Source organism: Thiobaca trueperi, assembly GCF_004342175.1.
In the GTDB taxonomy this organism is placed as follows: Bacteria; Pseudomonadota; Gammaproteobacteria; order Chromatiales; family Chromatiaceae; genus Thiobaca; species Thiobaca trueperi.
In genome coordinates this window covers 243,936-265,323 of the sequence record NZ_SMAO01000006.1, presented here as the reverse complement: position 1 = coordinate 265,323, position 21,388 = coordinate 243,936, and the positions used below count along the sequence as shown (strand labels likewise).

General features: G+C 61.8%; 19 protein-coding genes and 1 tRNA gene. 8 read left to right on the top strand and 12 right to left on the bottom strand.

The window, feature by feature from the left end; translation table 11 throughout:
- Positions 1-31: 31 nt before the first annotated feature.
- Entirely contained in the window at positions 32-901 is an 870-nt protein-coding gene (locus EDC35_RS13175; protein WP_132977709.1) for a DUF2971 domain-containing protein, read from the bottom strand.
- A gap of 89 nt (positions 902-990) precedes the next feature.
- Positions 991-3,915, bottom strand: coding sequence for a ribonucleoside-diphosphate reductase subunit alpha (locus tag EDC35_RS13170; RefSeq protein WP_132977708.1), 2,925 nt, complete (start codon positions 3,913-3,915; stop codon positions 991-993).
- Positions 3,916-4,208: 293 nt separating this feature from the next.
- On the opposite strand from EDC35_RS13170, the gene EDC35_RS13165 reads away from it, so the two are divergent.
- On the top strand, positions 4,209-5,996 hold the full coding sequence (locus EDC35_RS13165) for an ABCB family ABC transporter ATP-binding protein/permease (protein ID WP_132977707.1): 1,788 nt from the start codon (positions 4,209-4,211) through the stop codon (positions 5,994-5,996).
- A 50-nt stretch (positions 5,997-6,046) separates the two neighbouring features.
- Here the strand turns inward: EDC35_RS13165 and EDC35_RS13160 are convergent, their stop codons facing one another.
- From EDC35_RS13160 to EDC35_RS13140, 6 genes are all read right to left on the bottom strand, one after another.
- Positions 6,047-6,463, bottom strand: coding sequence for a type II toxin-antitoxin system VapC family toxin (locus EDC35_RS13160; RefSeq protein WP_132977706.1), 417 nt, complete (start codon positions 6,461-6,463; stop codon positions 6,047-6,049).
- Positions 6,460-6,711, bottom strand: coding sequence for a hypothetical protein (locus EDC35_RS13155; protein WP_132977705.1), 252 nt, complete (start codon positions 6,709-6,711; stop codon positions 6,460-6,462). Before EDC35_RS13155 ends, EDC35_RS13160 begins: the two co-directional genes overlap by 4 nt.
- A gap of 232 nt (positions 6,712-6,943) precedes the next feature.
- Positions 6,944-7,276: a chaperone modulator CbpM gene (locus EDC35_RS13150; protein ID WP_132977704.1), complete on the bottom strand. Its 333-nt coding sequence runs from the start codon at positions 7,274-7,276 to the stop codon at positions 6,944-6,946.
- Positions 7,277-7,279: 3 nt separating this feature from the next.
- Complete coding sequence (locus EDC35_RS13145; RefSeq protein WP_132977703.1) at positions 7,280-8,215, bottom strand: DnaJ C-terminal domain-containing protein; 936 nt, start codon at positions 8,213-8,215, stop codon at positions 7,280-7,282.
- Between the two features lie 126 nt (positions 8,216-8,341).
- On the bottom strand, positions 8,342-8,752 hold the full coding sequence (locus EDC35_RS19050) for a hypothetical protein (protein ID WP_341539438.1): 411 nt from the start codon (positions 8,750-8,752) through the stop codon (positions 8,342-8,344).
- Complete coding sequence (locus tag EDC35_RS13140) at positions 8,661-9,533, bottom strand: hypothetical protein (protein ID WP_341539437.1); 873 nt, start codon at positions 9,531-9,533, stop codon at positions 8,661-8,663. The genes EDC35_RS19050 and EDC35_RS13140 overlap by 92 nt, the downstream gene beginning before the upstream one ends.
- A 510-nt stretch (positions 9,534-10,043) precedes the next feature.
- On the opposite strand from EDC35_RS13140, the gene EDC35_RS13135 reads away from it, so the two are divergent.
- The 4 genes from EDC35_RS13135 (at position 10,044) to EDC35_RS13120 (ending at position 16,023) form a co-directional block, all read left to right on the top strand.
- Positions 10,044-10,775, top strand: coding sequence for a VPLPA-CTERM sorting domain-containing protein (locus tag EDC35_RS13135; RefSeq protein ID WP_132977702.1), 732 nt, complete (start codon positions 10,044-10,046; stop codon positions 10,773-10,775).
- A 239-nt stretch (positions 10,776-11,014) separates the two neighbouring features.
- Complete coding sequence (locus EDC35_RS13130; protein ID WP_132977701.1) at positions 11,015-12,733, top strand: glycosyltransferase family 39 protein; 1,719 nt, start codon at positions 11,015-11,017, stop codon at positions 12,731-12,733.
- The gene (locus EDC35_RS13125) at positions 12,730-15,369 is read left to right on the top strand and encodes a glycosyltransferase (protein WP_132977700.1); all 2,640 of its coding nucleotides are present in this window, start codon (positions 12,730-12,732) and stop codon (positions 15,367-15,369) included. The genes EDC35_RS13130 and EDC35_RS13125 overlap by 4 nt, the downstream gene beginning before the upstream one ends.
- 255 nt (positions 15,370-15,624) lie before the next feature.
- Positions 15,625-16,023 carry a septal ring lytic transglycosylase RlpA family protein gene (locus EDC35_RS13120; RefSeq protein ID WP_132977699.1) on the top strand — a complete coding sequence of 133 codons (399 nt, stop codon included), beginning with the start codon at positions 15,625-15,627 and terminating at the stop codon, positions 16,021-16,023.
- 18 nt (positions 16,024-16,041) lie between these two features.
- Here the strand turns inward: EDC35_RS13120 and EDC35_RS13115 are convergent, their stop codons facing one another.
- Complete coding sequence (locus EDC35_RS13115; RefSeq protein ID WP_243651649.1) at positions 16,042-17,076, bottom strand: ABC transporter permease; 1,035 nt, start codon at positions 17,074-17,076, stop codon at positions 16,042-16,044.
- A gap of 264 nt (positions 17,077-17,340) precedes the next feature.
- Positions 17,341-17,431, bottom strand: a tRNA-Ser gene (locus tag EDC35_RS13110).
- A gap of 197 nt (positions 17,432-17,628) precedes the next feature.
- Between EDC35_RS13110 and EDC35_RS13105 the strand changes: the two genes are divergently transcribed.
- Positions 17,629-18,450, top strand: coding sequence for a class I SAM-dependent methyltransferase (locus tag EDC35_RS13105; RefSeq protein ID WP_132977698.1), 822 nt, complete (start codon positions 17,629-17,631; stop codon positions 18,448-18,450).
- Positions 18,451-18,471: 21 nt separating this feature from the next.
- On the opposite strand, the gene EDC35_RS13100 is transcribed toward EDC35_RS13105, so the two are convergent.
- Positions 18,472-19,029, bottom strand: coding sequence for a Uma2 family endonuclease (locus EDC35_RS13100; RefSeq protein WP_132977697.1), 558 nt, complete (start codon positions 19,027-19,029; stop codon positions 18,472-18,474).
- Between the two features lie 68 nt (positions 19,030-19,097).
- Here EDC35_RS13100 and EDC35_RS13095 point away from each other — a divergent pair, with 68 nt between their 5' ends.
- Positions 19,098-19,292: a type II toxin-antitoxin system HicA family toxin gene (locus EDC35_RS13095; RefSeq protein WP_132977696.1), complete on the top strand. Its 195-nt coding sequence runs from the start codon at positions 19,098-19,100 to the stop codon at positions 19,290-19,292.
- The gene (locus tag EDC35_RS13090) at positions 19,289-19,696 is read left to right on the top strand and encodes a type II toxin-antitoxin system HicB family antitoxin (protein ID WP_132977695.1); all 408 of its coding nucleotides are present in this window, start codon (positions 19,289-19,291) and stop codon (positions 19,694-19,696) included. Before EDC35_RS13095 ends, EDC35_RS13090 begins: the two co-directional genes overlap by 4 nt.
- Positions 19,697-19,717: 21 nt before the next feature.
- Here EDC35_RS13090 and malQ read toward each other — a convergent pair whose 3' ends face one another.
- Complete coding sequence (gene malQ, locus EDC35_RS13085; protein WP_132977694.1) at positions 19,718-21,229, bottom strand: 4-alpha-glucanotransferase; 1,512 nt, start codon at positions 21,227-21,229, stop codon at positions 19,718-19,720.
- Between the last annotated feature and the right edge of the window lie 159 nt (positions 21,230-21,388).

Sequence of the window (21,388 nt, the reverse complement as noted above, 5' to 3'; positions counted from 1 at the left end):
AGTGAGACAGTAGTCAGACATGGCGAAGATTCTACAGATCCGGTTGATGTGTCACAAAATGCCTGTCGGCGAAAAACTCAAATGAGAGCGGTATATTTCTCTCGAATTCCGGCTTTGAGCAGCACCCAATGTAGATGGATGTGAACTCCGATTTTCGAATGGCTACGTTATCGTATAGCTGCCGTTCATCTACAAGCGGATACCAAACGCGCCACTCTCGCTCATACGACCACTCGGTACTTTTGATGTAGGCGTATCTTTTATATAGTGCATTGTGATCGAGTTTGTTTAAGCCTGTGAGGTCATTTATCCATTCTTCCTCAGAGAAAAAGCTCGGCGGCGTTTCTTTGTACTGAATAGGGCTCGCGACTGAAAGAGGGTTGTCCTCACTCGGGAGTGACCAGAATTCAAATACAGCGCCCGTATGGTTGCTCCCGTAATGTGCCCACATGAGTAAATTATCTCTATCTTCTGACACGCAGAAGACTCTGCTTCCGGGTAGTAGTCTGTTCTTCCAGTGCTGTTCGTACTGTCGGCGGGTGTCCTTAATCATTGACAAGAGAAAATCGAATGGGGCCTTGGTGATCGTCACCCATCGATCTCTTGGAAAACCATGTATTGGATAATTTTTTCTTGCCTCTAGAACGAGTTTACCCCAAGAGTCATCGGAATCGACGCGAGGCTCATCCGGTGCCGCTGCAAGTTCTCCTATGCGGTCAATAATCTTTTTGTGAAGCGCTTCAAGATCAAAATCGAAATGCAGCCCTGACTGAATGTCGAACGGATCGTTGAATGTTAATGGTGAGCTGTACCTTACTTTTCCAGTCTGCAAAATGGCCAAAGCGGTCTCGGGCGACGTGTACTTGTAGAATGCGCGTTTGCCCGGTTTTAACTGATGCATGCTGAGATTCAACCTGTTCTAGAGTGAGCTAGGATTCTCGGGATTAGGCCGACACCAGTCCACCATCCGAGAATCCTAGCCGACTGACCCTACTGACAAGCCTCACACTCCGGATCCAATATCGAACACGCATTCGGCGCAGCCACTCCATTCCCTTTCCCACTCACCTTCCCGCCCTCCATCGACAGGTAATTCCCGCCAACCGCGCTGAGTTTGTTCGCCCGGCCAGCATCGGCCATAGTGGATTTCTCGACATGGGTTGCCCCCATGGAACGCAGATAATAGGTCGTTTTCAATCCACGCACCCACGCCAGCTTATACAGGTTGTCGAGCTTTTTGCCATTGGGCTCGCGCAGATAGAGATTGAGACTCTGCGCCTGATCGAGCCATTTCTGACGGCGGCTGCCGGCTTCGACCAGCCAGCGGGCGTCGATCTCGAAGGCGGTGGCGTAGAGCTGTTTCAGCTCGTCCGGGATACGCTCGATCTGCTGCACCGAGCCGTCGAAGTATTTGAGGTCATTGACCATCGCCGAATCCCAGAGTCCACGCGCCTTGAGGTCATCGATCAGATAGGGATTGACGACGGTGAACTCGCCGGAGAGATTGGATTTGACGAAGAGGTTCTGATAGGTCGGTTCAATCGACTGGCTGACCCCGACGATATTGCTGATGGTAGCCGTCGGGGCAATGGCCATGCAGTTGGAGTTGCGCATGCCGACCGTCTTCACCCGCTCGCGCAGACTGTCCCAATCCAGGGTCTGGCTGGTGTCCATCTGGAGATAGCCGCCGCGCCCTGCTTCCAGCAGCCGGATGCTGTCGATGGGCAGGATGCCCTGACTCCAGAGCGAGCCGTCGAAGCTCGGATAGCGCCCGCGTTCCTCAGCCAGACCGGCGCTGGCCTGGATGGCGTGGTAGCTCAGATGCTCCATGCTGTGATCGGCGAACTGGACCGCCTCGGGACTGCCGTAAGGGATGCGCAGTTGATAGAGCGCGTCCTGAAAACCCATGATGCCAAGCCCGACCGGGCGATGACGCAGGTTGGAGTTGCGCGCCTGGGGGACGTTGTAGAAGTTGTAGTCGATGACGTTGTCGAGCATCCGCATGGCGGTGCGGACGGTCTGTTGCAGCCGCCTGGTGTCGAGCCCTTTATCGGTGACGTGAGCGGCGAGGTTGATCGACCCAAGATTGCAGACCGCAATCTCCAGATCATTGGTGTGCAGGGTAATTTCACAGCACAAGTTGGAGCTATGCACCACCCCGACATGCTGATTGGTGTAGCGCAGATTGCAGGGATCCTTGAAGGCGATCCAGGGATGGCCGGTCTCGAACAGCATGGCAAGCATCTTGCGCCAGAGATCGACCGCCTTGAGCCGTTTGCTGACCTTCATCTCGCCACGCTCGGCGCGCGTCTCGTAGGCCAGATACGCCTGCTCGAACGCCTGCCCGGTGAGGTCGTGCAGATCAGGCGTTTCGTCCGGCGAGAAGAGCGTCCAGTGCTGGTCCTCGGCCACACGCTTCATGAAGAGATCCGGCACCCAGTTGGCGGTGTTCATGTCATGCGTGCGCCGCCGGTCGTCGCCAGTGTTCTTGCGCAGATCGAGGAATTCCTCGATGTCGATGTGCCAGGTTTCGAGATAGGCGCAGACGGCGCCTTTTCGTTTACCCCCCTGATTGACCGCGACTGCCGTGTCATTCGCCACCTTCAGAAACGGCACCACCCCCTGACTCTTCCCATTGGTCCCCTTGATATGCGCGCCCATGCCGCGCACGCGGGTCCAGTCGTTGCCGAGACCGCCAGCGAATTTGGACAGCAGGGCATTGTCCTTGATGGCGCTGTAGATGCCGTCGAGGTCGTCCGGGACCGTGGTCAGGAAGCAGGAACTGAGCTGCGGACGCAGCGAACCCGAGTTGAACAGGGTCGGCGTCGAGCACATGAAATCGAAGCTGGAAAGCAGCTCATAGAACTCAATGGCGCGCGCCTCGCGGTCGATCTCGTTGATGGCGAGCCCCATGGCGACGCGCATGAAAAACGCCTGCGGCAGCTCGAAGCGGATGCCGTTGGTGGTGTGGATGAAATAGCGGTCGTAGAGCGTCTGTAGCCCCAGATAATTGAACTGGAGATCGCGTTCGGGCTTGAGCGCGGCGCCGAGCCGTTTGAGGTCGTAGCGGGCGAGCTGGCGGTCGAGATGTTCCAGATCGGCGGCACGTTTGATGTAGGCGCTGAAATAGTCGGCGTAACGCTCGGCAAGGTCCGCCTGGGTCTCGACGCCGACCGCCAGATCGAGGAAACCGAGCGCCTCACGCCGCAGGATGTCGAGCAGCAGCCGCGCGGCGACCTGACTGTATTGCGGTTCGCCTTCGATCAGGGCGCGCGCGGACATGACCAGCGCCTGACGCACATCGGCCTCGCGCACCCCGTCGAAGAGATTGCGCAGGGTGTCGGCGAGGATGGCGGCAGGATCCACCGCATCCAGGTCGCGGCAGGCTTCATCGACCAGCCGGCGCATCCGCTCCACGTCCAGCGGGCGGGTGCTGCCGTCGGCCAGGGTCACATTGAGCGGATGGGGCTTTGGCGTCTCGCGGCTGGCGGCGGCCTTCTCGGCACGCTCGCGGGCGCGGGCCTCGCGATAGAGCACATAGTCGCGGGCAACCTTGTGCTCACCGGCGCGCATCAGCGCCAGCTCGACCTGATCCTGGATGTCTTCGATATGCACCGTGCCACCGCCGGGCAGACGCCGGGTAAGCGCGGCGGCGACCTGTGCGGTCAGCTCGGCGACGCGATCATGGACGCGGGTCGAACCCGACGCCGAACCGCCCTCGACCGCCAGAAACGCCTTGGTCATGGCGACCATGATCTTGCTCGGGTCGAAGTGCGTGACCTGACCGTTGCGCCGGATCACCTGCACCCGCCCAGGGGTGTGAATGATCTCGTGATCGGTCTCACCGACCGCCGGGGCGGACGGGATGGCGTGAGTCGAGTCCGGACGGGGCGATGACGGGCGGCTGGCGGACATGGCGGCTCCTGAAAGCGGGTGGCGGGTATGGGTGATCGAGGCTGGCGGATCAGCCTGAGAGGCGGCCAATATATGGTAATTTTCAGATCAGTCAACCACCATATATTGCGCTTTTATCCTGGCGCGGCTGAGTTCCGGCGCCTGTTCCGGCGGCGGATGCTGAGCTGGAATGCGGGCTGACAGCAACCCGTGCTGTCAGTGGCATATTCTGCCATCATCTGCGCCCCTGAGCCTTTCCCCTCCCCCTCATCCCTGCCTGGAAAAGGGGCTTTGATTGATGCAGCAGATCCCAGATGATTCGTATCCTGTCCACTAAAGAGATCCACGGCGACCGCCGTGACTGGCACAACCTGCGCGGCATGCTGCCCTATCTCTGGGAGTTCCGGGGCCGCGCGGCGCTGGCGATCAGTTGTCTGGTGCTGGCCAAGGTCGCCAATGTCGGGGTGCCGCTGATTCTCAAGCATCTGGTCGACGCCTTCCAGCCGGGACAGACGCAGGCGCTGATTCTGCCTTTTTCGCTCCTGCTGGCCTATGGTCTGCTGAAGCTGAGTGCGGCGCTCTTCAATGAACTGCGCGACGTGGTCTTTGCGCGGGTGCGCTATCGGGCCATGCGGCGTCTCTCGACCCGGGTACTGGAGCACCTGCACCGGCTCTCGCTGCGCTATCACCTGGAGCGCCAGAGCGGGGCGGTCAGCCGCGATCTGGAGCGCGGCACCCGCTCGGTCTCGACCATTCTGAATTATGTGGTCTTCAGCATGCTGCCGGTGCTGGTCGAATTCGCACTGGTCGGCGCCATCCTGCTCGGGCGCTATGCGCTGTCCTTCACCCTGGTGACTTTTGGCACGGTGGCGGTCTATTTCGCCTTCACCTTCGCCATCACCGAATGGCGGATGGAATATCGCCATCGCATGAACCGGCTCGACTCGCAAGGCAACCATCAGGCGTTCGACAGTCTCATCAATTACGAGACGGTCAAGTATTTCGGTAACGAGCGCTTGGAATTGGACCGCTACGACGCCACGCTCGCCGAATGGGAGGAAATGGCGGTGGCGAGTCAAAGCTCGATGTCGCTGCTCAACTTCGGTCAGGGTGCCATCATCGCCGTGGGTGTCACGCTCATCATGACCCTCGCCGCCCAAGGAGTCGTCGCCGGTCAGATGAGCGTCGGCGATCTGGTGCTGGTCAATGCGCTGCTGCTGCAACTCTTCATCCCGCTCGGCTTTCTCGGCATCGTCTACCGCCAGATCAAATATGCCCTGGCCGACATGGATCTGGTCTTCAAACTGCTGGAGCGGGAGCCGGAGATCCGCGACCGCCCGGATGCCCGACCACTGGTCATCCGCGAGGGCGGCATCCGCTTCGAGCGGGTGGATTTTCACTATCAGCCCGAGCGCGCCATCCTGCGCGAGCTGGATTTCAGCATCGCGCCGGGGCAGACGCTGGCCGTGGTCGGTCACAGCGGGGCCGGCAAATCGACCCTGGCGCGGCTGCTGTTTCGCTTCTATGACGTGACCGGCGGGCGCATCCTGATCGATGGTCAGGACGTGCGCGAGATCACCCAGGACAGCCTGCGCGCCGCCATCGGCATCGTCCCGCAGGACACGGTGCTGTTCAACGACAGCCTCTATTACAACCTGTCCTATGGCCGTCCGGGCGCGACCCGCGCCGAGATCGAGCGCGCCGCTGGCATGGCGCACATCCGCGACTTCATCGAGAGCCTGCCCGACGGCTGGGACACGGTCGTCGGCGAGCGCGGGCTGAAACTCTCCGGCGGGGAGAAACAGCGTGTCGCCATCGCCCGCGCCATCCTCAAGCGCCCGCGCATCCTCATCTTCGACGAGGCGACCTCATCGCTCGACAGTCACACCGAGCAGGCGATCCAGCAGACCCTGGCCGAAGTGGCCGAGAACCATACCACCCTGGTCATCGCCCACCGGCTCTCGACCGTGGTGGATGCCGACTGCATCCTGGTCATGGAAGAAGGGCGTATCCGCGAACAGGGCACGCATCGCGCGCTGCTGGAAACGGGCGGGCATTATGCGGCGATGTGGGAGTTGCAGCAGCGGGAAAAGTGCGAATAAATTCGCTTTGCGCGGGAGGCGCATGACAGACCATCGCGCGGCGTCATGACTCAAGACAGCAGCAGGTTTGTGAAGGGACGTGTATTTTTCCAGCGGTACGCATGAAAATCGCGGCGATCCGTGCTGAGGATACGTCCGTGACCCAAGGCTTCCGCCAGCAGCACGAGCGAAGCATCGGCCAAATCCATCGGCAAATCGGCATAATCTTTCATCAAGCGATCAAGCCGCTCGGCGGATGACACATCGATCTCGAAGACCGTCAAGCCTCCCTGCCGATACAGCTCAATGAAGGCGATCTGCGCGCTTGTGCCACGCCGTTGCAGCAGCAGATGACAAACCTCCGTCATCACCGGCCAGGTCGTGATCAGGGGCTCCCGTAATGTCGCGAAGGTCCGCACGGCCAGTGCATGGTAGTCATCCCTGGGATTCCCCAAGGCGACCCAAAAACCCGTGTCGGCAATAATCATGCTTTACCGGACCAGTCGAGCCTTTCCTTATAGCGGACAGAAAAATCCGGCTCGGCCTCGAAACTGCCGATAAAACCGACCTCCCGCGCTTTCTGTAACGCCTCCTGACCCGACAGGACAGGCGGCGTTTTCTGATGCGCAGCGGGGAGCACAATCACCTCGACCTCCTGATCGGCAAACTCTGCGACGGGAAGATGCAGCATGCCATCGGCACTGATGCGGGCTGTCAGATGCAGGCTTTTCAGCATGTCCGTACCTCTCTGGGAGTCAGATGGATCATCGCCGATGAGCGAGAAGAAAATTGAGCCAGACGCAGCGTCGCCTGACTCTGCCCGGGGCTCCTGGGTCGCGCTCGCCGCACTCAGCCCCCGATGACGTTTGAAACACCGCACTGCCGAATGTACGCAGCCTGCGCCGCCCCCCGGCCTAACGTGGACGTATCCGCGCAGAAGGCACGCATGCCCTGTCCGGTATGAGAGTCTACCGCCGCCGCTGTTCGGCCAGCAGTTCCAGCGCCTGCAACCGCGTGCGCAGACGATCCAGCTCATCGAGCAGATCGAGCGCCAGCGCCGTTCCAGCAAGATTGAGATCCAGATCGTGCTGGAGCCGCACGGCAAGGCGGGCGCGGCGGATCTCGTCGCCGCTGAAACGCCAGTCGTCCGGCTGGCAGCCCTGCGGGCGCAGCAGCCCCTCGGCCACCATGAGTTTGACAGCGCGACCGTTGGTGCCACAGAGTCGGGTCAGCTCGGCGAACGAGACGATCAGCGCCTCGTCCAGCAGGGTTCCTTCGATGTCTGTCTCGGTCTGCGTCATGGGTCAGACTCCCAGTTCGGCCCGTGGATTGAAGGGCAGACGTTCAGCCATGAGTCGATAAGCCTCTTTGGCGGCCTCGGTTTTGGCCGGTGGCGTGACGATCTCCAGCACCACGATCTCATCGCCGGGCGGGGTGCCGGGCAGACCGCGACCTTTGAGACGCAGCCGCTGTCCGGACTGCGAGCCCTCCGGGATCTTGAGCGTCACCGAACCGCCCAGGGTCGGCACCGTCACCGAGGCGCCCAGCGCCGCTTCCCAGGGGGCGATGGGCAGGCGCAGTTGAATGTCCCGTCCGTCCGCCGTGAAGTGCCGATGCGGATTGAGCTCGATCTCCAGATAGAGATCACCCGCCGGCCCCTCATTCAGACCGGGGCCGCCCTGACCGGCGAGCCGGATCTGACGCCCCTGGGTCACGCCCGCCGGGATCCGCACATTCAGCGTGCGCGAGCGTGTGCTCCGCTGGCCGTTCGCATCCGGCTCGGGGGCATCCAGCCTGATCTGGCGCGTCACCCCGCGATAGGCGTCTTCCAGATCGATGGCAAGCCTGATGGTCTGATCCTGACCGCGCCGCCGCCGGGCCTCCCTGGCCCCGCCGCCCTGCTGAAAGGCGCGCCCGAAGATACTGGAGAAGAAATCGCTGAAATCGCCGGCATCGCCCTGCTCGAAATGGAATCCAGACGACGAGCCGGCGCCGGGCGGCGGACGGAAGTCCTGACCGGCACGCCAGTTGTTGCCGAGCGCATCGTAGGCGGCGCGTTTTTCAGGGTCATGCAGGACTTCGTTGGCCTCGTTTACTTCCTTGAAACGCGCCTCGGCGTTCGGCTCCTTGCTCACATCGGGATGATATTTGCGCGCAAGCCGGCGATAGGCCCGCTTGATCTCGGCCTGGGAGGCATCGCGCGCCACGCCGAGGGTTTGGTAGTAGTCCTTGTATTGCATTGCAACGTCTCAGAGGATTGACCGCAGGTATTCGGGGAATCCCGATCTACTGCCGCAGGTGGGGATGGTTCGGCCCGATTGCATCGATTTTTCAACCGGAGTGAAGCCTATGACCAGCATCATAACCTAAGCATGCGCTGGCACAGTCCGCTCCCGCGCCCAATCACGCAGCGCCTGGATCCGGGCATCCATGATCACGGACAGCGGCTGGGTGCAGGCCAGCTCGTTCAGCAGAATTCCGGTGTCCAGCGCGCCGTCCCGGGCGCTGTCGGCATAGAGCGCGGAGACCACCGCCTGTTCGATGCCTGCGCCAGCGAAACCCTCACTCGCCTCCGCCAGGGCGTCCAGATCAAAACCATCCGGATCCAGACCCCGCTGACGCAGATGGATGGCGAAGATCTCGTGCCGGACCTCGGCGGTCGGCAGATCGACAAAAAAGAGTTCATCAATGCGACCCTTGCGGATGAGTTCCGGTGGCAGACGCGAGATGTCGTTGGCGGTGGCGGTGAGAAAGACCCGCGTGGTGCGTTCGGCCATCCAGGTCAGCAGCGTGCCCAGAATGCGACGACCACCCCTCACCTTCCGAACCACTGGCGAGCCCCGCGATGTCGGCGAAGGAGCGGGTGTCGTGCTCGAAGCTGATGATGCCCTCGGGGCTCAGAAGCTCATACTTGGCGCGCTTGACCGTCTTCACATCCTCCTGGGGGATGGCGCCGTCATGACGGATGGCGTTGCGGATGAGCCGGCGGGCGTCCGATTCGGTGATACCGAGCAGATTGCCCGCGAGCTGTTCCACCGCCTCGCGGCTGGCGCGAACCGGACCCTGTTCGCCGGACTCCTGCCAGCGTTTGGCCTCTTCGCGGATCAGCGCCATGATGCGCGAGCGATCCGGCAGGCGCAGCGAGAAACGCGCGCTGAGATGACGCAGCTCGGACGGGATCTCCAGGCCATGGCTGACCAGCACCAGGGTGCGCGGCAGCTCCGCATAGCCCTGCGCGATCTCTTTCAGCAGCCGGACATGCAGCGGCTTGTCCAGATAGGGATGAAAGTCGAGCAGCAGATAGATGCCGCGCTGATTGGTGAGCCGGATATGCCGCAGGATCTCGGCGGGATCCGCCAGACCATACTGGGCCGGTGCGTCGAACTCGATGCGCTGGAGTCCGTCCGTGACCGTCCAGCAGAAGGCCGGTTCCGAGAGCCGGATCGCCAGCCGGGTGAAGAGTTCGATCATGCGCGGTTCCTCAATCGGCTCGATCAGAACCAGCGGCGTATCGGAACGCAGGAGCAGTTCCAGGTCGTGCAGGTCGGGTGACGTCATTTCGACTCCTCAATCCAGGCGCTGTCCGGACCAGATCGCGACTGTCAAATTTTCGTGACACCGAGCGTGACAGATGTGACAGGCTAATTCTTTGGAATTTAAGTTGGTTTTCGGCATTCAGCCGATGCAACGTCATAAAAATGTGAGCCCCGGCAGAGCGAGTCTCCAACGCAGGCAGCGGGTTTCCAGCACGGCACTCAGCCAAACCACTGTTTTAAAAAACAAAGAATCACCGGGGCGCAGGTTTTGAAAATTTGGCGTGTTAAATGCTAGAGGGTGATGCAGCACCTTGGAAATCCCGAGGCCGTTCGTTGTCGTAATCGTCGGCTTGTGAATCTTCGATTACGACAACGATCAGAGACGGTATCAGAACATCTGCACCAGTCATGCATTATGACTGGCGGATTTCACTTCCCGTCAACCGAACCATCAGCGAATCAAGCGAATTCAGCGCACAGCCTGAGGCGGCTTTCAAACCGAACAGGCATCAGTTTTCATCGGAGCCGTAACATGAACACACTCAAAACACTGATCGGCGCGAGCGGATTGATCATCGCGCTTGGCGGATGGTCGGCAGCGAATGCGGCGACTTATACTTTTAATTTTTCTAGCAATTCAGATAGTGATGGAAGCCCCGGAAATACGAGAAACTTCACAGACACATCCAACACCCTGTCAGTAGCAGCAAAAGGGTGGTATCTGGACTCAGCATCAGATACTTCACCTGCACAGGCATCTTTAGGCCTTTATACAACCAATGGCCTTGGCGTTAAAAATTCTTCCGATGATGCGCACTATGTTGATAATAGCGGCAGAATTGACTTTGTCAGCTTTGCCTTTTCCAATTCCAAAGGAGGTGCAGCACAAAACGTATCCATAACAAGTATTACGCTAACCATTTGGGACACTGACTCCAGCAGTCAAACCAGAAAGGACGCAGACATCACTCTGGGATACGACGGAGTCGCTGGCGACCTGGGAACCATCCTTAATCATTACACCCAAGATCCATCAAACAACGCATCATCGGTCACTTATAATTTTCAGTCCATGCCAAGCGACGATGTATGGAGAGTTTTTGCATCACTTCAGAATAACGATGGAAAAATCGACGGGTTCAAAATCCAAAGCATGACCGTCTCCACCGTCCCCCTCCCCGCCGCTGTCTGGCTCTTCGGCTCGGCGCTGCTGGGCATGGTGGGAATTGGCTATCGCCGCCAGAACCAGAACAAGCCAATCTGAATCGACGTGACGGGGCGCTCGCTGCGCCCCCTTGATCATCCCCGCATCCCGCCGTCAGTCCTCTCTCCGTTTCCCGGTCGCCCGTCAGCAATCCCCCGCTTCAAGACGAGGCGGCTTCGCCCCTGCCCCATCGCCCGAATCAGGCTATCATAGCCGCCGCTGCGCTCGGGGCTGCCGCCTTGTCGCCCCCGCGCCATGGCCCCTTCCATGCGACAAGGCTCCATTCAGGATGATCAACCGTGCTCTCCCCGCTCGCCCCGGCAGGCGTCGCCGGCTATCCGCCTCTGCTCTTTGTCGCTCCCCGTCTGCTGACCCTGCTGACTCTCGTCATCCTTGGCGCGGGTGCGGCGCGGCTGCTCGGGCTCGATCATCTGCTGGTCTGGCATGACGAGGTCTTTACCCTGATCCGGGTCTTCGGCTATCAGCACGGCGAGGTGCAGGCCGCGCTCTTCAGCGGACAGATCCTGACGCCCGCCGATCTGCTGCGCTTCCAGCAGCCCGATCCCGCGCACACCTGGCTCGATACCTTCAGGGCGCTGGCCGAACACCCCGAACATGCGCCGCTCTATTATCTACTGGCGCGACTGGCAACCGCGCTGCCGCTCGATCCGGTGACGGCGGTGCGCGGCGTCTCGGCTATTTTTGGCGTCCTGCTGATTCCCGCCGTCTACTGGCTGACACGCGAACTCGGCGCGCGCGGACTGACACCCTGGATCGCCGCCGCTCTGGTCGCCTGCTCGCCGTTACAGCTTCTGTACGCTCAGGAGGCCCGTCAGTATGCACTCTGGCTCCTGTTGCTGGTCGCCGCCAGCGCGGCACTGACCCGCGCGTTGCGCCGCGAGACCCGCGCCGACTGGTGGCTCTACGCTGTCTTCATCACGCTCGGGCTCTACAGCCATCTGCTGTTTGCGCTGATGCTTCCGGTGCACGCCCTTTATGCGCTGCGGGTCCGGTTCGACGGCTCAAATCAGCCGGGACAGTTCGTCCGGCTGGTGCGCCGCTGGTCGCTCGCGGTCGGGGTTGCGCTGCTGCTCTTTTCGCCCTGGCTGTGGGTGATCGCCACCCAGCCCGACCGGATCGGGGACATCACCTCTTGGATGCGGCATCCGGTCGGCCTCGACGATCTATTCGCCTCCTGGGTGCGACACCTGACCCACACCTTCGTTGATCTCAGTCATGAACCCAGTCAGCAACCGCTGCCCGGATCGGGCCTGCTGCTGATCCCACTCGCCTGGGCGATCTGGCTCTTCATCCGCCAAGCCCCACGTCCGGCGGTCTGGTTGCTGCTGCTCACCGCCCTGGTCTATCTCGGTATCGTGCTCGGGCCGGATCTGCTCCAAGGAGGCAGTCGCTCGCGGCAGGTCCGCTATGCGCTCCCGACCCTGCTGGCCGTGCAGATCATGGTTGCCTGGGTGATCGGCACCGCCATCGCGGCGGAATCGGGCGCGCTGGCCCGGCGTCTCGGGCTCGGCGTGCTGGCGCTGCTGCTCGGACTCGGCGGACTGTCGCAACTCGCCATCCAGCGCGCCGACACCTGGCCGACCAAGCAATTCAGCACCCGCAATGGCGAGATCGCACGGATCGCGAATACGGCAAACACGCTCATCATTGCGAGCGACGGCGCGGTCGCCATCGGCGAAGCCATCTCGCTGGCCTATCGTCTGGCGCCTCAGATACGGATCTGGGGCGAACCTCAAAACAGACCCTTCATGCTCCCCGAGGGTTTCGCAGACTGTATTGCCCTGACCCCGTCGGACAGAGTGCAGGCCGCACTCGGATCCACGCAAACCCTGACCGCCCTGGCCGGCACCTGGCAGTGGTTCGCGGTCAGTGGGCCGCAGGCGGACCCTGCACAGACCCCACCGCCCGCTGCGGCAGCGGACACATCAACCACCCCTGTCATCACCCGGCCCACTGACTCGCCGCGCGAATCGGCCCATGGAGAAGCGTCGCAATGAACCGCTCGATCAATTTCGTCATCCCCGCCCTGATCGCACTGCTGACGATCACTGCCTGGTGGCTGTTGAACCAGCCCATGGACGAGCCACCGTGGCCGACCCGTATCCAGGGCTTTTCCTTCTCGCCCATGGGCATCGATGACGATCCGAGCCGCAAGCGCTTTCCATCGATCGAGCATATCGAGTCGGATCTCGCGCTGCTTCAGGGACGCGCCCACGCGATCCGCACCTACACCGTCGAGGACACCCTGGCCGCCATTCCCCGCCTGGCAGCGGCCCATGACCTGAATGTGACACTGGGTGCCTGGATCGGTCCCGAGCGTAACGCCAACGAAATCGAGATCAAACGCCTGGGCGAGGTGCTGCGCGAAGGCAATCGCAACCTGGTACGGGTCATCGTCGGCAACGAGTCGCTGCTGCGCGCGGATGTCACGGTGCCCGACCTGATCGACTATCTCAAACGGGTGCGCAAGCTCACCTGGCTACCGGTCAGTACCGCCGAGCCCTGGCATGTCTGGATCAAGCATCCCGAGCTGGTCGAACAGGTCGATTTCATCACCGTGCATCTGCTGCCCTACTGGGAAGGTATACCGCTGGAGCAGGCGGTGGACTACTCCATCAAGCGTTACAAGGAAGTGCAGGAAGCCTATCCGAATAAGCCGATCATCATCGGCGAGGTCGGCTGGCCCAGCAATGGCCGGCGTAACCGGGGGGCGGAGGCATCGACGGCCAACCAGACCCGCTTTCTCAGACGCTTTCTGGCCCGCGCCGAGGCCGAGGGTTATATCTACTATGTGATGGAAGCCTTCGACCAGCCCTGGAAGGCCAAAACCGAGGGCGCGACGGGTACTTACTGGGGCGTCTACAACGCCAGTCGCGAGGCCAAATTCGAGTTCAGCCAGCCGGTGGTGCGCATCCCGCACTGGCGCGAGCTGGCCGGGCTCTCGGTGGTGATCGGCGTGCTGCTGCTGGCCTTTCTCTACCGCGACAGTTCGACCCTCTCCAAGCGCGGCAAGGGCTTTCTCGCGCTCATCACCTATGCCATCTCGACGGCGGCGGTCTGGATCGTCTACGACTACACCCGCCAGTACATGACCCCGGCCACGGCGATTGTGGGCCTGCTGCTGCTGATCGGCGGGGTGGGCGTCATCGTGCTCCTGATGGCCGAGGCGCACGAATGGGCCGAGTCCATCTGGCTGCGCAAATGGCGCCGGCCCTTCCCGCTGCGCTCAGTCCCGGACGATCAGTTGCCCTTCGTCTCGATCCATGTGCCGGCCTACAACGAGCCGCCCGAACTCCTGAAAGAGACGCTCGACGGACTGGCGGCGCTCGATTATCCGCGCTTCGAGGTGCTGGTAATCGATAACAACACCAAGGATCCGGCGGTCTGGGAGCCGGTGCGCGACTACTGCGAACAGCTTGGGCCGCGTTTCCGCTTCTTCCATGTCGATCCGCTCGCCGGCTACAAGGCCGGCGCGCTCAACTTCGCCCTGCGCGAGACCGACCCGCGCGCCGAGGTGGTGGCCGTGATCGATGCCGATTACATCGTGATTCCCGAATGGCTGCGCCACCTGGTGCCGGGCTTCATGGATCCCGAGGTCGCCATCGTCCAGGCGCCGCAGGACTATCGCGACGCCGACCAGAACGCCTTCAAGGCGATGTGCATGTCTGAATACCGGGGCTTTTTCCATCTCGGCATGGTCACGCGCAACGAGCGCAACGCCATCATCCAGCACGGCACCATGACCATGATCCGGCGCACAACGCTCGATGAGGTCAACGGCTGGGCCGAATGGTGTATCACCGAAGACGCCGAACTCGGGCTCCGTCTGTTCGAGGCCGGACACAAGGCGCTCTATATCCCCTGCACCTATGGCCGGGGTCTGATGCCCGACACCTTCGCCGATTTCCGCAAGCAGCGTTACCGCTGGGCCTATGGCGCGGTGCGGATCCTCCTGCATCACCGGCACGCGCTGCTGGGGCTGCGCCCGACCGCACTCTCAGCCGGGCAGCGTTATCACTTCGTCGCCGGCTGGCTGCCCTGGTTCGCCGACGGCTTCAATCTGCTGTTCAACTTCGCCGCGCTCGGCTGGTCGGTGGCGATGGTGATGTTCCCGGACGCCATCACCCCGCCCTACATGACCGTCGCGCTGGTGCCGCTGGTGCTCTTCGTCTTCAAGATGTCCAAGAGCTTCTTCCTCTATCGCCGCCGCGTCACCGCCACCCTGCGTCAGAGTCTCGCCGCCGGACTGGCGGGACTGGCGCTGTCACACACCATCTCGCGTGCCATGTTCGGCGGACTCGTCACCGGCAAGCTCGGCTTCTTCCGCACCCCCAAGATGGCCGAGGCGCCAGCGGTCATCCGCGCCCTCGCCGACGCCCGCGAGGAGGCGCTGTTCGCCTTCGCCTTCCTGCTTGCCGGCGCGCTGGTCATGCTGCGCGAGGACGCCTACATGCTCGACGTGCGGATCTGGGTCGCGGTGCTGGTGGTGCAGTCCATCCCCTATCTGGCCTCGGTCCTGGTCTCGCTCACCAGCGCCTGGCAGAAGCTCCCCGCCAGTCTCGTCGGTGTCATGTCCGTCATGGACTGCGCTGAGAAGAATGGTGTGCCGCAACCGGTCAGCCGGGAGAACTGACCTGTCGCGAGGGTTCGGCGAGCACGGATTCGGGAATCGGAATCCGGCGCTCGCCGAGGCCAATGGGATCAGAAAACAGGCCACGCGGAACCCGCGATCCGCCTGAAAGCCGTCAAAAAGTGTTCGTTTTTATTCGATATAGGGTTTACCCCATACAGGGTTTTCCCTTAGACTGCCGCCTTCCCTGTTTATCGACCGAGATCCCGACATGCCTTGACCCGCGGGATCGGTCGTTTACCGAAAGAGGTTGGCTCCATGAAAAAGACCCTTGCCACTGCCGCGCTCATGATCTTCCTGCTGCCGCTCGGCAGCGACACCCAGGCCCGCGACAATCTGCGTCAAACCCAGCAAGGCATCGCGTCTTACTATCACGACAGCCTGCATGGCCTGAAAACCGCCAGCGGTCAGCGTTACAACAAAAACCGGCTCAGCGCCGCCCACAAGACCCTGCCGCTCGGCACCCGGATCAAGGTGACGGATACCCGCACCGGACGCAGCATCATCGTCAAGGTCAATGACCGCGGCCCATTCGTCAAAGGGCGAATTCTCGATCTGTCGCGCGAAGCGGCAAAGGAACTCGGCATCATCAAGAAGGGCGTCGCCAAGGTCGAACTCAAGGTGCTGAACGCACCGCCAGCAGGCCGCGATTCCTGACGCCCGAGCCGGTCTGCCCTATTCCCAGCGAAACAGCCAGGCTGCCAGCACCAGAAAGAGCGCAGCCAACCCGGCCAGCAGGCCAATCTGAGGCAGAACGTCCACCACACCGGCCCCGTCGATCATGACCCGGCGGGCGCCCTCAACCAGATGCGTCAGCGGCAGCAGGTGCGACAGCGTCTGCGCCGCGACACTCGTTCCCTCCATCGAGAACCAGACCCCCGACAGCAGCAGCATGGGCCAGGAAATCAGATTGAGCAGACCGTCGGCCACTTCCTCGCTACGCAGACGCGACGCCACGATCAGGCCCAGACTGATGAGACACAAAGCACCGGTCACATAGACCAGCGCCAGCGCCAGATAGGAGCCGCGCATCGGAAAGTCCAGCAGCGCCGTTGCCCCCAGATAGACGAGCAGACTCGCCCCCAGCACCACGATCAGCCGCGAGGCCACCTGTGCGGTCAGAAATTCCCAGGGACTGAGCGGCGTCGCCTTGAGCCGCCGCAGCACACCATTCTTGCGATAACGCACGATCACCCAGCCCACGCCCCACAGGCTGGAAAACATGATGTTCATCGCCAGCACGCCCGGCAGCGCCCAATCCACATAGCGCAGCGCCGCACCGCTGACGGCACGCCGTTCGGGCGACGGCCCGATCGCGGATGCATAGGCGCCCAGCAGCAGACGCTCCGCCAGATAGCCATTGGGCGAATCCGCGTTCACCCAATAGGCCGGCGTCCCGCGCAGATCGAGCAGCAGATCCAACTGATGCCGCTCGACCTTCGCAATCGCCGCATCCGGCTCGGTCAGCGGGATGAAACTGAGATAATCCAGGGCCAGAAAGGGGGAGGTCGTGCTGTGCAGATTGCCGTCCTGAGTGACCACGCCCACCTTGAACACATCCTCCGGCCCGCCCCGAAAGATAAAGGCGAAGGCCAGCACCATCATGACCGGCATCAGCAGATTCCAGCTCAGACCCGCACGATCCCGATAGAACTCACGATTGCGCGCGACCAGAATCGCGGCGATACGACGCCATACCGTCAGATTCACGCCCACTCCTCCCGGCTGACGGTCGTCACGACCGATCTCGCGACAGCCATTTGAGCAGGATGACGAAAAGCGCCTCCGGCTCGACCGGTCTGGCGATGAAAGCGTTCATGCTGCGGGCGTCTTGAGACACTCATGTCCACTCCACTGTACGCTGCAACGGATAAACCATGCCGATGGCAAGATCGAGACAGACGGTGCATGGACTCTGAGGCGGACTGCCTGCGATGGATGAACTGGATGCGAGTCCTTAGAAAGACCCTGAATTGGCGGAGAGGGAGGGATTCGAACCCTCGATAGGGTATTAGCCTATACACACTTTCCAGGCGTGCTCCTTAAGCCTCTCGGACACCTCTCCGGGGTGCAGAATCGCTTGCTTGACGGCTGCCGTTGCGGGGAGGCAAGTGGGTGGCAGACTGTCCGTTTATCGTCCCTGGCGCTTGCGAGTTGGCAAAGATACAGGAAGCGCGCGTTGCTTTCAAATCGCGCTTTGCATCAGACATCCGATTGGCGTCATCATCGCCATTGTTCAAATCCGACAGGCACGCGAAACCTGTGAACCGGCCCCACCCAACCAGCGCCGCAGGCGCTGACCGTCATCGACTGTATGAACTCTCGGTGCAGAACCCGTCCCTGGAGGTGACGTTCATCGACCGGACCTATCGCCGATTGCGCGGACGCACCGCCCGGCTGCTGCGGGAGGACTTCTGCGGCACGGCGGCGATCTGCCGCGAGTGGGTGAGCCGACGCCGGATCAATCGCGCCTTCGGGATCGATCTTGACCCCGAGGTGCTCGAATGGGGTCGGCGGCGCTGTCTCCAGACGCTGTCAGAGGATCAGCAATCGCGGATGGCGCTGCTGGAGCAGGACGTGCTGACCGTGCGAACCGATGCGCCGGATATCGTGCTGGCCTTCAATTTCAGTTACTGGCTGCTCTGCGGACGCACCGGACTGCTGCGATATTTCAAGCAGGTTCGGGCAACGCTGAAGGACGATGGCGTCTTTTTTCTCGACGCCTACGGCGGCTACGACTCCTATCGCGTTCTGACCGAGGAACGCCGGGTCCAGGATCCGCTGCACGGCGATTTCGACTATGTCTGGGAGCAGGCGGTCTACGAGCCCGTGACCGGGCGACTGCTGTGTCATATCCATTTCCGCTTCGATGACGGCTCAGTCCTGGAGCGCGCCTTCAGCTACGACTGGCGTCTCTGGACCCTGCCCGAAATCCGCGAGCTGCTGGCCGAGGCGGGCTTTGCAACGGTTCAGGTCTATTGGCAGGGCTGGGACGCCGACGGCCACCCGGACGGTGTCTTCGTGCCGGTCGAGAGCGGCGCGCCGGATGCAGGCTGGATCGCGTATCTGACGGCGGAGAAATAGCGGGCGTCTGGCTTGCGCCCATCAGAGCATCACATCCTCATAGATCACATCCAGCGGCAACTCGACATCGAGACAATCGAGCCGGACGCTGCCTTCCGTGACGGTCTCCAGCACCCAGCCACGCGCACGGCGGTGGATCTCGACCGTACGCTGGTTTTGCGCAATCAGCAGGTATTCGCGCAGACTGGGGATCGTCTGATAAGCCCAGCGCTTCTCGCGCCGGTCGATGCGCGCAGTGGAATCGGACAGGACCTCGACGAGCAGACAGGGCTGGGTGCGATAGTATGTTTCTCGGTCGTGCGGATCGCCGCTCAGGAGCAGGTCGGGATAGTAGAACAGATCCTGATTGTCGATCTGCAATCGAACCTTCATGTCGTTGGCGAAGAGTTGACAGGGCGTGCCGCGCAGGAGCGGACGCAACCGAGCATAGATGTTCCCGACGATCAACCCGTGCCGATCGCTGGCACCGGTCATGGCATAAATCTGACCGTCGATATATTCGTGACGGCAGTCGGCACCGTCTTCGCCGACCAGATAGTCATCGACCGACAGCGGCTGATTCCAGGCAGGATGGGGCATGGCTGTCCACCTTGGTTGAGGATGAGCAGTCATTGTAGCGTGCCGGGTTCAGGTAATCCCCAGGGATTATGATAACCACCAGGAACAGCAAGCAACTGAAGGCGGACGGCTGGACGCTGCGGGGCGTGAAAGGCAGTCATCACATCTTTACGCACCCCAGCAAGCCCGGACACCTCAGTGTTCCGCATCCCAGGCAGGATCTGGGCCTCGGACTGGTGCGTCAGGTGCTGAAACAGGCTGGACTCGACAGGAGCGGCGAATGAAATTCATCATTGCGATTGAACCCGCCACGCCGGGCACTGCGTTCGGGGTGGCGGTGCCTGATTTGCCAGGTTGCTTTTCGGCTGGCGACAGCCTGGATGAGGCGATCGACAAGGCGCGCGAGGCAATCGATCTGTGGTGTGAGACCGTCATCGAAGACGGCGGCGATCTGCCGATCCCGAAGACCCTGGCGGAACACCAGATCAATCCCGATTTTGCGGGTTGGATTTGGGCCGTGGTCGAGGTGCCGGTCGAGCGTTATTTCGGCCCGGCTGAAAAGCTCAACATTACTCTGCCGCGCCTGTTGCTGGCCAAAATCGACGACTACGCCCGAGCACACGGCTCTACCCGCTCGGGCTTTCTCGCTGATGCCGCACGGGCGGCGATGCGGGCTGACACTCGATAGCGATGGCCGAAAACGATCCGGTCAGCCTCCCCCATACGGCAGCCGCCCATACAGCCGGCTGAGTTCACGCAGTCGCGCGGCGGCTGACTCGTCGAGCATCTCTTCGCGATAGCGCCACATCCAGTTGCCTTCCGCCGTGCCAGGACGGTTCATGCAGGCGCTATCGCCGAGTCCGAGCACATCCTGCATCGGGAAGAGCGCCAGTTCAGCGACTGAGCCGAGCGCGGCGCGGATGAAATCCCACTGAATCGCCTGGCCGTCGCTGTTGAGATAGCGCCGGGCGTTGCGCTGGATCCAGTCTTCCTTGCCGGCCCACCAGCCAAGCAGTGTGTTGTTGTCATGGGTGCCGGTATAGACGGCCAGTCGCCGACGATGGTTGTGCGGCAGGAAGGCCGAGCGGCCAAAGCCTTCGGCAGTGTCCTCGAAGCCGAATTGCAGCACCGCCATGCCGGGCAGGTGCAGCTCGTCGCGCAGGGCTTCGACATCGGGCGTGATAACGCCGAGATCCTCGGCGATCAGCGGCAGATCCTCGCCAAGCGCAGCGCGCAGGGCATGAAACAGATCCCGCCCCGGCCCCGGCGCCCAGCGCCCGTTGATGGCGGTCTCCTCGCTGGCCGGGATCTCCCAATAGGCGGCAAAGCCGCGAAAATGATCGATCCGCACCAGATCGACCAGTTCCAGCACCCGTCGCAGCCGCTCGATCCAGAAGCTGTACCCATCCGCCGCCAGCGCCGGCCAGCGATAGAGCGGATTGCCCCAGCGCTGGCCGGTGTCGCTGAAATAGTCCGGCGGGACGCCCGCAATCACCGTCGGATGACCACGCTCGTCGAGTTCAAACCATTCGGGATGGGTCCAGACCTCGCTTGAATCATGAGCGACGAAGATCGGCATGTCGCCGATCAGATGGACGCCGCGTGCCCTGGCATAGTCGCGCAGCTCGCTCCACTGGCGGAAAAACACATACTGGATGAAGCACTGGAGATCGAGTTCGCTTCGATGGACGCCGGACCAGTCGGCCAGCGCCTCATGATCGCGTAACGCAAACGCGGGCGGCCAGTCGGTCCAGGGCAGCAGGTCGTGATGGACCTTGAGCGCGTGATAGAGGACGTAATCGTTGAGCCAGACCCGATGCATGTCGCAGAAGCGGGCGTAATCGTCATGTTCGGCAGCATTGGTGCGCGTCTTGAAGCCCGTCATCGCGCGTTGCAGCAGATCGCGCTTCCACACCGCGACCGCGCCAAAATCGACCTGATCGAGCGGAAATTCAGGCGGATCGAGATCGGCTTCCGCGATCCAGCCCGCCGCGACCAGCCGCTCGGGACTGATGAGCAGCGGATTGCCGGCAAAGGCCGAGGTGCATTGATAGGGTGAATCGCGATAGCCGGTCGGACCGAGCGGCAGCATCTGCCAGAGCCCCTGCCCCGCTGCCGCAAGAAAATCGATGAAACGCTGTGCGGTGGGTCCAAGGTCGCCGATCCCGAATGGGCCGGGCAGCGAGGTTGGGTGAAGCAGGATGCCGCTGGTGCGGTGCATGAAGGATGATCCCTGTTGTTGGGTGGAGGCAAGATTGAGGTGAGTCTAACCAAGCCTTGCGGAAAAACCCAATCGGCGAAGTCGGAAAGAGAATTGGCCGCGATCACGATCCTTCTATCCCGTCCCGGCATCCGGTAGGATCGCGCCCCAGAGCACGCG

Coding starts and splice junctions, on each gene's coding strand:
- EDC35_RS13175 (WP_132977709.1), bottom strand. CDS start 901: ATGCATCAGTTAAAACCGGGCAAACGCGCATTCTACAAGTACACGTCG.
- EDC35_RS13170 (WP_132977708.1), bottom strand. CDS start 3,915: ATGTCCGCCAGCCGCCCGTCATCGCCCCGTCCGGACTCGACTCACGCC.
- EDC35_RS13165 (WP_132977707.1), top strand. CDS start 4,209: ATGATTCGTATCCTGTCCACTAAAGAGATCCACGGCGACCGCCGTGAC.
- EDC35_RS13160 (WP_132977706.1), bottom strand. CDS start 6,463: ATGATTATTGCCGACACGGGTTTTTGGGTCGCCTTGGGGAATCCCAGG.
- EDC35_RS13155 (WP_132977705.1), bottom strand. CDS start 6,711: ATGCTGAAAAGCCTGCATCTGACAGCCCGCATCAGTGCCGATGGCATG.
- EDC35_RS13150 (WP_132977704.1), bottom strand. CDS start 7,276: ATGACGCAGACCGAGACAGACATCGAAGGAACCCTGCTGGACGAGGCG.
- EDC35_RS13145 (WP_132977703.1), bottom strand. CDS start 8,215: ATGCAATACAAGGACTACTACCAAACCCTCGGCGTGGCGCGCGATGCC.
- EDC35_RS19050 (WP_341539438.1), bottom strand. CDS start 8,752: ATGGCCGAACGCACCACGCGGGTCTTTCTCACCGCCACCGCCAACGAC.
- EDC35_RS13140 (WP_341539437.1), bottom strand. CDS start 9,533: ATGACGTCACCCGACCTGCACGACCTGGAACTGCTCCTGCGTTCCGAT.
- EDC35_RS13135 (WP_132977702.1), top strand. CDS start 10,044: ATGAACACACTCAAAACACTGATCGGCGCGAGCGGATTGATCATCGCG.
- EDC35_RS13125 (WP_132977700.1), top strand. CDS start 12,730: ATGAACCGCTCGATCAATTTCGTCATCCCCGCCCTGATCGCACTGCTG.
- EDC35_RS13120 (WP_132977699.1), top strand. CDS start 15,625: ATGAAAAAGACCCTTGCCACTGCCGCGCTCATGATCTTCCTGCTGCCG.
- EDC35_RS13100 (WP_132977697.1), bottom strand. CDS start 19,029: ATGCCCCATCCTGCCTGGAATCAGCCGCTGTCGGTCGATGACTATCTG.
- EDC35_RS13095 (WP_132977696.1), top strand. CDS start 19,098: ATGATAACCACCAGGAACAGCAAGCAACTGAAGGCGGACGGCTGGACG.
- EDC35_RS13090 (WP_132977695.1), top strand. CDS start 19,289: ATGAAATTCATCATTGCGATTGAACCCGCCACGCCGGGCACTGCGTTC.
- malQ (WP_132977694.1), bottom strand. CDS start 21,229: ATGCACCGCACCAGCGGCATCCTGCTTCACCCAACCTCGCTGCCCGGC.